This window comes from Arcticibacter sp. (assembly GCF_053551015.1).
In genome coordinates this window covers 70462-83051 of record NZ_JBMQOB010000021.1, presented here as the reverse complement: position 1 = coordinate 83051, position 12590 = coordinate 70462, and the positions used below count along the sequence as shown (strand labels likewise).

General features: G+C 44.8%; 13 protein-coding genes. 3 read left to right on the top strand and 10 right to left on the bottom strand.

Annotated elements, in window-relative coordinates; translation table 11 throughout:
- From ACO1NU_RS14205 to ACO1NU_RS14170, 8 genes are read right to left on the bottom strand one after another with little or no spacing between them, the layout of a single operon-like run.
- Window positions 1-789 carry a hypothetical protein gene (locus ACO1NU_RS14205; RefSeq protein ID WP_448819153.1) on the bottom strand — a complete coding sequence of 263 codons (789 nt, stop codon included), beginning with the start codon at window positions 787-789 and terminating at the stop codon, window positions 1-3.
- Window positions 786-1757, bottom strand: coding sequence for a glycosyltransferase (locus ACO1NU_RS14200; RefSeq protein WP_448819152.1), 972 nt, complete (start codon window positions 1755-1757; stop codon window positions 786-788). The genes ACO1NU_RS14205 and ACO1NU_RS14200 overlap by 4 nt, the downstream gene beginning before the upstream one ends.
- Entirely contained in the window at window positions 1757-2707 is a 951-nt protein-coding gene (locus ACO1NU_RS14195; RefSeq protein ID WP_448819373.1) for a glycosyltransferase family 2 protein, read from the bottom strand. Before ACO1NU_RS14195 ends, ACO1NU_RS14200 begins: the two co-directional genes overlap by 1 nt.
- Before the next feature lie 19 nt (window positions 2708-2726).
- The gene (locus tag ACO1NU_RS14190) at window positions 2727-3311 is read right to left on the bottom strand and encodes a DUF4199 domain-containing protein (RefSeq protein WP_448819151.1); all 585 of its coding nucleotides are present in this window, start codon (window positions 3309-3311) and stop codon (window positions 2727-2729) included.
- On the bottom strand, window positions 3312-3986 hold the full coding sequence (locus ACO1NU_RS14185) for a hypothetical protein (protein WP_448819150.1): 675 nt from the start codon (window positions 3984-3986) through the stop codon (window positions 3312-3314). It abuts the gene before it with no gap.
- Window positions 3987-3991: 5 nt separating this feature from the next.
- Window positions 3992-5260, bottom strand: coding sequence for a dihydroorotase (locus ACO1NU_RS14180; protein WP_448819149.1), 1269 nt, complete (start codon window positions 5258-5260; stop codon window positions 3992-3994).
- A gap of 15 nt (window positions 5261-5275) precedes the next feature.
- The gene (locus ACO1NU_RS14175) at window positions 5276-7312 is read right to left on the bottom strand and encodes a BatA domain-containing protein (protein WP_448819148.1); all 2037 of its coding nucleotides are present in this window, start codon (window positions 7310-7312) and stop codon (window positions 5276-5278) included.
- Between the two features lie 23 nt (window positions 7313-7335).
- Window positions 7336-9228, bottom strand: coding sequence for a M1 family metallopeptidase (locus ACO1NU_RS14170; protein WP_448819147.1), 1893 nt, complete (start codon window positions 9226-9228; stop codon window positions 7336-7338).
- Window positions 9229-9323: 95 nt separating this feature from the next.
- Between ACO1NU_RS14170 and ACO1NU_RS14165 the strand changes: the two genes are divergently transcribed.
- The 3 genes from ACO1NU_RS14165 (at window position 9324) to ACO1NU_RS14155 (ending at window position 11056) form a co-directional block, all read left to right on the top strand.
- Window positions 9324-9761 (top strand): DUF6526 family protein, encoded by a 438-nt coding sequence (locus tag ACO1NU_RS14165; protein ID WP_448819146.1) that lies wholly within the window; start codon window positions 9324-9326, stop codon window positions 9759-9761.
- Window positions 9762-9818: 57 nt separating this feature from the next.
- Window positions 9819-10367, top strand: coding sequence for an isopentenyl-diphosphate Delta-isomerase (gene idi / locus ACO1NU_RS14160; RefSeq protein WP_448819145.1), 549 nt, complete (start codon window positions 9819-9821; stop codon window positions 10365-10367).
- 134 nt (window positions 10368-10501) lie between these two features.
- Window positions 10502-11056: a hypothetical protein gene (locus tag ACO1NU_RS14155; RefSeq protein WP_448819144.1), complete on the top strand. Its 555-nt coding sequence runs from the start codon at window positions 10502-10504 to the stop codon at window positions 11054-11056.
- Here the strand turns inward: ACO1NU_RS14155 and xseB are convergent.
- The gene (gene xseB / locus ACO1NU_RS14150) at window positions 11053-11259 is read right to left on the bottom strand and encodes an exodeoxyribonuclease VII small subunit (RefSeq protein ID WP_448819143.1); all 207 of its coding nucleotides are present in this window, start codon (window positions 11257-11259) and stop codon (window positions 11053-11055) included. The genes ACO1NU_RS14155 and xseB overlap by 4 nt on opposite strands.
- The gene (gene xseA, locus ACO1NU_RS14145; RefSeq protein ID WP_448819142.1) at window positions 11256-12587 is read right to left on the bottom strand and encodes an exodeoxyribonuclease VII large subunit; all 1332 of its coding nucleotides are present in this window, start codon (window positions 12585-12587) and stop codon (window positions 11256-11258) included. The genes xseB and xseA overlap by 4 nt, the downstream gene beginning before the upstream one ends.
- Between the last annotated feature and the right edge of the window lie 3 nt (window positions 12588-12590).

The window sequence follows — 12590 nt, the reverse complement described above, 5'->3', positions numbered from 1 at the left end:
TTAGATAATGTTCCCCATTAAACCCGGATCATCTTCGCCGTGATATTCATTCATCATCTGGCGATAAGCGACAGCAATAGCCACACTCGACAAGGGAATGATCAGTAAGGAGTTGACGAGATTGATAATGGCAGCAGAAACGAGATCCTGTTCTGAATATATCTTTAAATAAAGACCCTGAAATATTGCCAGGAGCATTAAGAGCATTAAGAGCTTAGTAAAATTACCACGGGTGATAGCCATACTAAAGCGAATGGATTTAAACGGTGTACAGTTTCTATCGATGATAAAGAAGGGAAAAAAAGATATCCGTATCCAGGTGAAGATTATTCCAAGCACACCTAAAGATGTGGCGATCTGGGTTAATATGTCCATCGGAATCCTTACATAGGCGAAGGGAAGGATGATGATAACGATCAGTCCGTATACCAGCAGAATACATAAAACGAAATAGAAAGTAGCAAGGAGAAATCTCAGGATCTGCTTGGTAGTTGGAAAAGAATCCTTCACGTAGACGTCTGCTTCGGGCTCATCAAGCACGCGCAGGACAAACTTAAATAGTGTGAGCTGGAATCCGAAGTAAGCCACGATAAAGATAAGCATCATGAGAATACTCAAAGCAAAGTTGAATCCCCCTATAAACATCGCCAGAATGCCGGAAAGATTGAATATAACGAACATAAGAAGGCACAAACCCAATACTTTAAAATACTGGCGTTTCAGCACCCGCCACGCTGTACTAACTACATCATTTACGCCAAATGTGCTTTCTTTTAGAAATTCAATCATGAATGTTTAAGAATTATTCGCTTCCAAAAATCCTGCATAAAACCTAAGCCATAAGCGATTAGCTGAACAAAGGCCGCAACTATGCTTAAAAACGCGACCTTGGCTGATTTGTTCGCATTCCATGAATGAAAGAACAATAGCAGAATATAAAGGGCAATTAGGAAATTGCAGATTTCTGCCAGCTTGAGGCTAAACGCGTTCGCAAGCACTGTAAAAATAATAAATAATGTAAACAATGCCGGGAAGAAATGGACAGCTTTCAACTGCGACGGAAAAAACGTGTAGATATTAATCCTGGCGCGGCCAAAAAAGTGAAGTTGTTTATAAAACTGTTTAAAATCTGTTCGCCGTTTATGGTAGACTATTGCATCAGGGATCAATCCGCTTTTGAAGCCCATAGATTGAATACGAATACTGAATTCGATATCTTCGCCCAGACGGGTTAAAATGAATCCATTGGTAGATTCCCATACCTTCCTCGAAATACCCATATTGAAACTTCTCGGATGAAAGGCTCCTCCCAGGCGCTTTTTGTTACCACGAATCCCTCCGGTTGTAAAAGGAGATGTCATCGAATAGCTAATTGCTTTCTGAATCGGTGTAAATGATGCATGTGCCGTATCCGGACCTCCATATGTGTCGAGCTGGTACTTCAGTAAATGCCGCTGAACGATTTCCAGATAGTCTGACGGAATAAGGCAGTCAGAGTCAAACATGATAAAATAGTCGCCCTTCGCAAGCTTAAAAGCGTAATTACGGGTGAAGCCCTGGCCCTCGTTCTTCTTGAAGTAGTACCTCACATCGAGCTTGTCCTGATAGCCTTCCACGATTTCACGTGCATCGTTAGCAGAACCATCTTCAATCACCAGAACCTCAAACTGCGTATAGGTCTGAAGGGTAAGCGAGTACAGAAGCTCATCAATCTCCTGAGGTCTGTTGTATAAAGGAATAATGATAGAAAAGAACATCAGGCTTCTTTCTCTATTTGGTAAGCATTACGTTCAGATGAGTTACGGGCCACCAGTTCAGCAACAAATCCGGTTAAAAAGAGCTGAAAGCCGACTATTATCGCAACAAGAGCGATAAAGAACAAGGGCTGATCCGTTACATTTCTAAATTTCTGACCCTGAGCTATATCGTACAGCTTCTCGGCAATAAGCCAGATCGATATAATAGTCCCTGCAAAGAAACTGATCACGCCCATAGCTCCGAAAAAGTGCATTGGCCGTTTGCCGAACTTACCTACGAAAACGATGGACAGCAGATCAAGGAATCCATTGATAAAGCGGCTTAACCCGAATTTGGTTGTACCATATTTCCGGGGGCGGTGTTCCACTACCTGCTCTCCGATCTTTTTAAAGCCCGCCCATTTGGCTAATACAGGAATGTAGCGGTGCATCTCTCCATATACTTCAATGTTTTTAACTACTTCCCGGCGATAAGCTTTGAGCCCGCAGTTAAAATCATGGAGGTTATAAATACCCGACATCTTACGGGTCGCAGAATTAAACAGCTTGGTGGGGATTGTCTTGGTTAAGGGATCGTGCCTTTTCTTCTTCCAACCGGAAACGAGATCGTACTTGTCATCAACGATTCGGCTATAAAGACCCGGTATTTCATCCGGACTGTCCTGAAGATCTGCATCCATGGTAATTACAACCTTTCCTTGCGCGGCTTCAAAGCCCACATTCAAAGCTGCGGATTTGCCATAGTTCCTTCTGAATTTGATACCACGAATGTGTGGATTGGTCTTTTTCAGTTCTTCAATTACTTCCCAGGAACGATCTGTACTCCCGTCATCAACCAGAATGATCTCATAAGAAAACTTCTGTTTCTCCATGACCCGCTGGTTCCATTCAACCAGCTCAGGCAAAGACTCTTCTTCATTGTATAAGGGTACGACTACAGATATATCCATATTTGAGTTCAACATAGTATTAATCCTCTACCCTAATAAAGGTAGCGGGCTCTTTTTTAAAGATTGCTGCGAAAATAAGTGCAGCGACAAAAATAATAATGATAGCCTGTAAATAACCTTGAATTACCTGCCCCGGACTCAAAGCTGCTCCCTCTGCAAACCCCGCGGTTACCTTAGTTACGGAAGCATCAATTTCATCCTGATTAGCACCTTGCCGCTCCAGGAACGAAGTAGTCACCTTAACGAGATTTTCCTTGGTCTGTGCTTTCAACCCGGAACCGCTTATTTGATAAAAGAGCGTATTCGCGAGGGTGGAACACGTATAAGCTACAATGAACATGATAAAAATTCCTGTCGTCGCCTGACGCAAGGTCCAGAAACCCCCAACTTTTTTTCTAAGGCTCAACGTCAAAAAGATGGCCACTGCAAGCGGTATGAGCAGTGAGACAACAAGTGGCGTAGCAACCACAAGTGCAAAGTTGGCTGTATTGGCAAGAACGTAAACAGAGATGATACCTGCCAGCGTTATTATTAAGCCAAAGATGAGGCCATTTATTGCCCCACCTTTTTTAAGCTCTTTTTGATCTATTAACACTTCGGCCACCTATTCTCCTTCGTTAAAAGCAACCAACATCGAATAGATCGCAGCGTCAAATTCAGGATCTTCACTGTAATTGATCACCTCCTGAACTTCATCCTCCTCTGGAGTAGTCTGCAAGAAGAAACACATCACCGGATAGAACAGGTCCTTTATTTCAGACTCATCTGAAAGACCTGCAGCAACCTTACTGATTTCTTCCACATTGCTTTCCATCAGCACCTGATTGGCGATCATATCTTCGTAGATGCGGTGTTCATCCTGGAACTCATCCTCATCAACCAACAAAAACTCCTTTAAAAAGTCCTCAAGCTCTGGCTGAATGTCCTCATCCTCACACTCCTGAATATAAAGCAGTACATTCAGTAATTCTGTACCACGATCGATAGTTTGATTTTCAATATCTTCCCATTCAGGGGTATCCAGATAATCTTCTTCCAGCTTATGAACATCCTCCGAGAAGAAATTCACCATAAGCAGGTCAAAGAATACCTCCCTTAGATTTTCCAATGAAGGCTCATCATCAAATGCGGCATCCAGATCCGCAACCTTTTCCATAAACCCCTTCTCAGAATCGAATACAGCACTGATCTTGTCCTGAAACTCGGCAACTGACTTTCCTGAGATACTCTCAAATTGCGCTAACGCGGCACTAACTGCCTTTTCGATCTGTTTTTCCATAGTCCTTATTGTTGATAATAAAACTGTTCATTGTTACAAATAGCCAGAACCTTACCTTTTAAAGTCTGACCAATGAAGGGTGAGTTTGCCGATTTTGATTTATTGCTCCCTGCATCGAACAGCCAGTCTAGCTCTGTGCTGAATAATACCAGGTTTGCTGCCTCACCAATTTCGAGTGTCGGAACCGGCAAATTTAGGATCTTCCGGGGATTGATTGATAGCTTCTCAACCAGTAGATTCACAGGAAGTCCGGTTTGTAAAACCAAAGGCAACACGGTTTGAAGACCGATAATGCCGAAAGAAGCAATTTCAAACTCTACATCCTTAAACTCTATTTCGTGGGGTGTATGCTGAGACACAATGGCGTCTATCGTCCCGTCTTTTAGTCCTTCAATCAAAGCACTTACATCGTCCTGAGTTCTCAGCGGTGGTTTGACTTTATAGTTAGTATCAAATCCTTTCAACGATTCATCGGTAAGTACGAGATGATGCGCTGCAACATCGCAGGTCACACGTACTCCCCTGGCCTTCGCCTCCCGGATCAGCTTCACACTTCCAGCAGCGGATACTGTGCTAAAATGTATTCTGGATTCATTATATTCAGCGAGATAAAGGTCTCTCGAAATGGATATTTCTTCTGCAAGGCTTGGAATCCCCTTCATGCCCAGATAGGTACTGACAATGCCTTCGTTCATCTTTCCTTTTCCCGCTACTGAACTGTCTTCCGGATAAGAGAACACGAGTCCGTCGAATGCCTTTGCATAAAGCAGCGCCCTGCTCATCAATCCGGAATCATTTATCGGTCTGCTGCCATCTGTAAATCCGACAGCACCAGCAAGCTTCATGTCATACAGTTCTGCCAGGTCTTTACCCTCTCTGTTCTGACTGATACAACCGAGAGGATGAACATCGGCAAGAAACCTGGAACTGCGGTTCACGATGTAAGAGACTTCCGACTTAGAATGAACCGGCGGATTCGTAGCTGGCTGGACAGCAACTCCCGTAAATCCCCCCGCCAACGCTGCCGCTGTTCCGCTCATCAGGTCTTCCCGGGTTTCAAGACCCGGTTCTCCAAAGTTCACATTGAGATCGAAAAAGCCGGGAGCAAGATAGCACCCCTTTGCATTTATGATCTCCTGACCGTCTGTGCTGGCATCAATGTGCTCAGACACCGCATCGATTTTTCCGTCTTTTATCAATACGTCGACAGACTTTTGATGGTATTCAGACATCGGATGAAGCAGAGTAGCTGAGCGAAAGAGTAGTGTATTCATTTGATCATTAATCTTTTATGTCGTCTGCCCATAATAGCGCAGGAGCAGGATTTCCGCAGCAAGGCAAATCAGGGATAAAATTAGACAAAGTTTCCACAACTGAGCACCATAATTTGCTGCTTTTATTTCTGATGCGGGAGCGGTTTCAGAGGCGTTAGATATTCTGGAAGCCCCCGATGGAAATATCTCTGTAAGCCTTTTATCATTCAGAAAAGTGAGATCCGACTCAGAAGGATTGGTATTAAATGCTACCTTGCTGATCAAGCTGTCACCACGCACCAAATCGTATACACCCGGTTCGGTGACTTGTTCAGATATAAACAATCTCATACCGTCTTCTGTTTGCCTCGCATCAGGGATGATCTCTGCATTTTGCGACTTTAGTCGTAGCCTCTCCCGCTTTCCGGTTTCTAAGCGCCTCAAGCTGATCTGCTGATCCCGTCCGATGGTGTAGCTGAGAGGTTGATCCCTCAAGCTCAGAAATGCTGACTGATACATAAGGGGCACGAAAAGAGAATGCGTGACCAGATTAGAACTCTCCTCAGCGGGAGGCACAGCGGACAAAAACACCTGACCTGCTCCCACATTATAATGAGTAAAAAAGGAATCTCCGTTTTCAAAGCGCAGAATGTATCGTCGACTGCCTCTGCTTGAATGAGAATACTGTACATAGGAACTTGCTTCCGGCAGGTCAATATTTCGAGCTACCCCCTGAAAAACATCTCTAAACAGAGCATGATCCACATCAATGGAATGCGTCTTCGCTTTGCGGTTAACCCTTTGTAATGGATTGTCAATTCCCAACCGCAACGTAAGGTTCCTCAGCGACGACAAATCCCCTTCAACCGGTGGAAACACCATTAACGTACCTCCTTCCCTGACAAACTGCGCCAACTGATGAATCAGTCCTTCACTAAGCGCCGGCAGACCAGGTAATATCACCATGGGATACCTACCCAATTCAGCGTAATTCACGGTCCCGCTAGCCACACGCTCGACTCTAAAAAAGGGCTCTGCAGCATATACCGCGGCGATATAGCGATTTATTTCTTCATTCTCAATAACAAGAACTGATAAAGACTTCCGCACTTCATAGCTAAAAACATATTTATCGTCGAAAGTGAAAGGATGGTCCTGAATTTCCAATTCAGCATCTTGCCAGCCTGTCGCACCGGAGCTAAACTGCAAGGTATCATGAACAAGTTCACGGGGATCGATATAAACCGTTGACATAGCTTTCTGCTGACCTCCAACCTGAAGTTTAAGCGCGATGGCGCCCGATTTCTTATCTGAACTATTCCTCAATCGCACAACCACCTTTTCCTCGCTCTCCGGCCGATGCAAGGGAGAAAGGAACCAAACCGAATCAATGGAGATGTTCGTCAGCTCAGCTGCCTTAAATCTGAGCAAAACATACCGGGTAGACGAGTCGCCTGCCACCCAGTTCCCATCATCAAGATTCTGCTGAAAGTCAGACAGAATGTACGTTATCGAGGACCTGGCGGCATTGCTTCCAAAAAGCGTTTTCTGTCGATGGCTTATCTGCCTGAATGTACGGTTCCGGCGACTAACTGATATCGTATCAACAGCTTCAGTAAATTCTTCCCTGGTCATCAAGCGATGATGAAGTCCCTCGAAGTCATTCGTTATCAACTGGAAACGATCATTCAAACCATACGAAGAAACAATCTGTTTTGCTCTGCTTTTGGCCTCATCCAACAATGTACCCTCTTTGCTTTGTGCCTCCATACTATACGAATTATCGATATAGATGGAAACGATCCGATCCCGGATTTCCGACTGATTTTCTGAATCCGGCACGTAGGGCTGCGCAAATGCCAGCACGAGAAAAGCAAGGGCTAAGGATCTGCAGAGTAGAAGGCCATACCTTGTAACTTGCCTTGATCCCGATGTTTGCAGACTGACTTTCTTCAACAGGGAAACGTTCGAAAAGAGTACCCTCTTGAAACGCCTGAAATTAAAAAGATGCACGATTACAGGTACTGCAACGAGCACAAGCGCAAACAGGAATTCCGGGTGAAAGAAAAGCATCACTCAAAAGTACGCATATTCAGCTATTTGAGATCCATGGTATTATCTTTAGGATTGCGGTCCAGAAACAAGTCTCCGTCTACACGAATCCGGCGAACGTCGGCTGTCCCCGAAAGTTTCACTTTCGCTTCCTTGTCGTTCTGTTCCCAAACGGCAGGACTTACGTGTGTCCCCCCCACTGTTCCTCCCTCATATTCCGCCGCCACATTGAATGGGATTGCAAAACCACCTTTGTTCGCAATCGTTATGACATGACCATCTGCCACTTTCTCCACTCGCACAATAGCGAGATCTATATAATGCTTCGAGAAAAACCAGTTCTTCCAGAACCAGTTCAGAGGCTTCCCTGAAACATCATTGAACGTGTTGAAAAAATCCCATGGCACAGGATGTTTACCATTCCATCTATCCATGTAGGCCAGCAAACACTTCTTAAAAAGATCCTCTCCCAATAAATCCATAAGAGAGAGATAGGCAAGAGAGGGCTTATTATAGGCATTGAAACGATATTGATCTGTTAACTCATAGGAAGGCGTAATGATAGGTACTTCACTCTTCTTCGCAGTATTATAAATCCATGGCTTGACCCGCTTTATTTTGTAAAGTTCAGAGGCGTCGGTAGCTGAATAGCTTCTGCCGATCAGCAGTTCGAGTGTACTCGCCCAGCCTTCATCCATGAAAGCGTAGCGTGTTTCATTGGTACCCATATAAAAAGGAAACCAGGTGTGAGCTATCTCATGATCGCTTACGCGACGGCCGTTGGGACCATCAATCGAACTGTCATTGATCATCATCGGGTATTCCATATCCGCGTTACCTTCAAATGCGGTCATTTTTGGGTAGGGATACGGCACTCCCGGCATTTGATGTGAGTACCAGTTTAGTGCATATCGTCCATTCTGGACCATGGAACGGTAAGCTTTCGCGGTGTCCGAATAGGCTGCGTGCATCTCTGCCCTTCTCCCACTCCTCTCATCAACAATCACACTAGCTGCTTCCCATATATAATGATCACTAAGTCCGAGCGCCACATCCGACACGTTTGAAGCCTCAAAATGCCAGGTATTGACCTTCGCCTTCCGCGTTACTTGTCTTCTTCTGAAATCCTCTAATCCGGCAATGGTGATGGTTGAGTCTGACACAGCAGCTCGCTGCAAACGCGCAGCTACCGGCGGCTCTAATACCTGATCGGCGTTCTTCAAGACTCCTGTCGCCCAAACGGCGTAATTTGAAGGAACGGAAACTTTCAAGCTATATTCATTGAAATCGTTATAAAACTCAGGACCACCGGTAAATTCGGTTTTATCCCAACCAACATAATCGTCGTAAACAGCGATACGGGGATAGAAATAAGCCAGGTAGAACGTAGTAGAATCAAGCATACCTTCCCTCCCCGCCTGCCGCGCAATGGTATACTGCCAGTCGATCTCCATCGTCAACTTCTGACCAGGGCCTAAGGGCTCCTCCAAGGGGAGTTCCTCCCACGTCTTTGTACCCATTGACTTCTTCCATTTACTTTTTTTTCCATTAACCAGGAAGCTACGTATTTCTATGCCGGTACTCAGATAATCTTCATCGGCCCGTCCATATCTGGTCGCATCAGGCCTGTGCTGATTTAGAATCAGCTTCATAACGATACTCCTGAGTGTATCAGGACTGTTATTCTCATACGTAATCGTCTCAGAACCTTTTATCACACGCGACGGAGGAAGCGCACTTACGGAAATGTCATAATGTGCCCTGTTCTGCCAATACTTGTTGCCTGGCTGTCCGGTCACCGTTCTCGTAGATTTCTCATAAGCCCGCAGGATTTCATCTGGCTCATTTAAACTTTGCGCCCTGAGATGAGTAGAATTGAACAGCAGAAAAAAATAAAAAACAGGAAGAGACTTAAACACGTTTGTAAAAACAGGCATAGCAGGATATTTTTGCATGAAAAATACGGCAAATACACTATAAGCGCAACGAAATTCAGCTATCACATACATAAAACAATCAGAAAACCCATTTTATGAAGAATCAGAACTACGAAAACCATATTCGTTTCTATCCGCCTCATCATTTTGTCTTTTATCCCCTTATATTCCTTCTCATTGGATCTTCTGTCTACTATATCGTAAGCGACAGCGAAAACAGAGTTGTATTTAGCTTCATAACGGTAATTCTTGTACTGGTCTGTTGGCTCTCTTTTATGACCCGACAACACTATGCACTCACGAACCAGAATCGAATAGTCCGATTAGAAATGCGTTTACGTTACCTGCAGCTTACGGGCCAGCCGTTTGATGAAACAGAACGTCGTTTGTCATTTTCCCAGATCGCTGCCCTGAGGTTTGCCTCAAACGAAGAACTAGTTGGCCTCACCGAAAGAACGCTAGCCCAAAACCTGGATGCAAAATCAATCAAGAAAGCAATAAAGAACTGGAATCCGGATCACATGCGTGTTTAGCTGCAAACGAAATCTTGAGGGAGATTTATTACCTTTAAAGAACAACTCCCGCACGCCATGTTCTTAAATGATGATTTTCCTCTGGACAATAATGTAGCTCAGGTCATCCTGGTTGACGACAATGACCGTCCTGTAGGCTCCTGTGAGAAACTGGAGGCTCATCAGCGAGGGCTGTTACACCGTGCTTTCTCTATCTTCATTATCAACAACAAAGGAGAAATGCTCCTTCAAAAAAGAGCTGCCGAAAAGTATCACTCTCCCGCACTGTGGAGCAATGCCTGCTGCAGCCATCCTGCACCGGGACAAAATACGCTTGCAGCAGCCCGGATCAGACTGCAACTGGAAATGGGATTTAGCTGTGATCTTACTTCTATCGGCCATCTGCTATACAAGCATGCTTTCGACAACGGCTTAACGGAGCACGAGTACGATCATTTACTTCTCGGCTACTACAGTGGCGATGTCGCACCCAACACTATTGAAGCAAGTGATTTTAGCTGGGTCACTTTAGAATATTTAGAGCGGGAGTTTGAAAGAAATGGCCAGAACTACACCTACTGGTTTAAAATGGCATTCCCGGAGATGAAAGCGCATATTGTGCGATAGAGACAAATTCCTGTTCGCTATCGTCTTGAATAGCCGATGTTAAATCTGTTCAGCCACCTCTGCTCAGGCCATTTCTGCCTCTTTGTCCAAACTTAACACGAGATTCTAAGTTTACTAGAAAAACAATGAGCTTAATGGAACAAGAACATATCATTTCTGGAGAAACAGAAGAACAGGTCTGGAATCAGGTAAATGCCGACTTTGTCTTAAACAAAGATCTTCTTGACTACCACGTCGTGCTGGATCAGGCCGGACGACGCATATTGCTGGATATTGGCATCGATCTGGGCGGCGGATTCGAAAGCGGCAGCGCTTATACCACGTTCAGCGCTTATCTGTATAGTCGCGATGCCTTCCGCTTCTCCATACACAAACAAGGCTTTATTGATGAAATCGGCAAATTCTTTGGCATGCAGGATGCGGTTCTCGGATACCTGGAGTTCGATGAGAAGTTCATCGTCAAAACCAACAGTGAATTGAAGACTGCTACACTTTTTGCCGATGATCAGTTAAGACGCATACTTCTCGATTATGAGGATCTCAGCTTCGGTATAATTGACTATGCACTTGAAGAAACCGATGAAAAAGTTCCCTTTCTCGAACTCAAGATCCAGGCAGGTATCACTGACCCGGAACTGCTCAGGGAGATCTATACAGTTTTCAGAAGGGCTGTGCAGATCCTGGACTAATCGCCGGTACCAGGCATTCCTTCGATAATCTTATTTACTTCATCTTCAGTAGAGCGGAGCCTGGCCTGGCAAAATTCTATCAGCACAGCAGCCCGCTTTACCTTCTCAGCCAGCAGATCCACAGAGACTTCTTCATTATTTATTTGCTGGTAAATCTTATCCAGCTCAGCAAATGCACTTTCGTAGGTCATCTCTTCACTCATCTTTCTTTCTTTTTATTAATAGTAGCTTCTAAAATATCATTTTGTAGTACAATTTCAATATCATCTCCGGCCGCCAGCATGGCGCCTGTTACATATTGGCCTTCCTTTCTAACCATCGCAAATCCCCGTTGAAGTAAGCGCTCCGGGCTAAGGCTCTGAATATGTTCCTTCAGATGACTTAGGTTCTTTTGAGCAGCGGCAAAATAGAATGGTAAACGAAAACCAACTTTTGCGGATTTCATGAGCACCTTTGCATCCTCATTTTTTACCAGCCGAAAACTTGCCGGATACAGATTGGATTTCACATATTGAAGCTGATAGCGCTTGTGATGGAGCACTTCCCTTGTTGATGAACCAAACCTGGATCGTAGCATCATAAACCGGTTCTTCTTATCGGATAGCACCGACAGTGCCCTTCGGTTTATAGCAGCAAGCAAGTAATTCAGCTTTTTTTCGAACTGATGATTATGATCGATCATAAACTGGGCCGCCATCGTAGGAGTCTTCATATGAACCCGGGCAAAAAAGTCCGCTATTCCCTGGTTCATCTGGTGCCCAATCCCCGTAATCACCGGAATAGGATATCGCGCGATCTTCAAAGCGAGATCATAATCGTCAAAGGGCAAAAAATCTGCAGGAGCTCCTCCCCCTCTTGTTAATACAACCACATCATACTGCTTACCCGAGTTAAGAACTCTGTCGAGCGACTCCTGCACAGACTGTGCAGCGTTATATCCATGTACCAGTGATTCATAAAGGTCTGCATGAAAGCAATAATCGTAATCATTCGTATTCAGACAGTGCTTGAGGTCAGCATATGCATCCGATGTTGGTGATGTAATAACGGCGACCTTCTGTATCACTGCCGGAAGCGGCAGCAAGCTATTAGGAGTAATGTAGCTTCCGTCGCGGATAGATAAGTATTCCGGGTGATTGCGCAGCAAAAGCTCAAGAGTCTGCTTGCGTTGCAGTTCGATTCCCCCGATGGTTAACTCAGCATCTAGTTCCAGCAGGTTCAGGCTCAACCCATATACAGGGTGAAAGTTTACAGAAGCTCTTAAGCCAACCTTAATCCCTTCTGTAAACTTCTGACCCGTAACTTGTTCAAAGGTTTGTATGGCCCGCGCACCTTCATTATAGAAAGCGGTTCCTTTTATTTGTGCAACCTTCTGGCCACTGCTGATCTGCAGCAGCTCAAAATAAACATGATTTCCCACCCTTCTTACACCTGCCAGTTCGGCTTTGATCCAGTAACTCGCCGGGAAGGCCTGGCGCAGCTCTCCCTGGATGGTTAACAAAAGCTGTTGGAGGGTGAGGTAACTATGCATGGA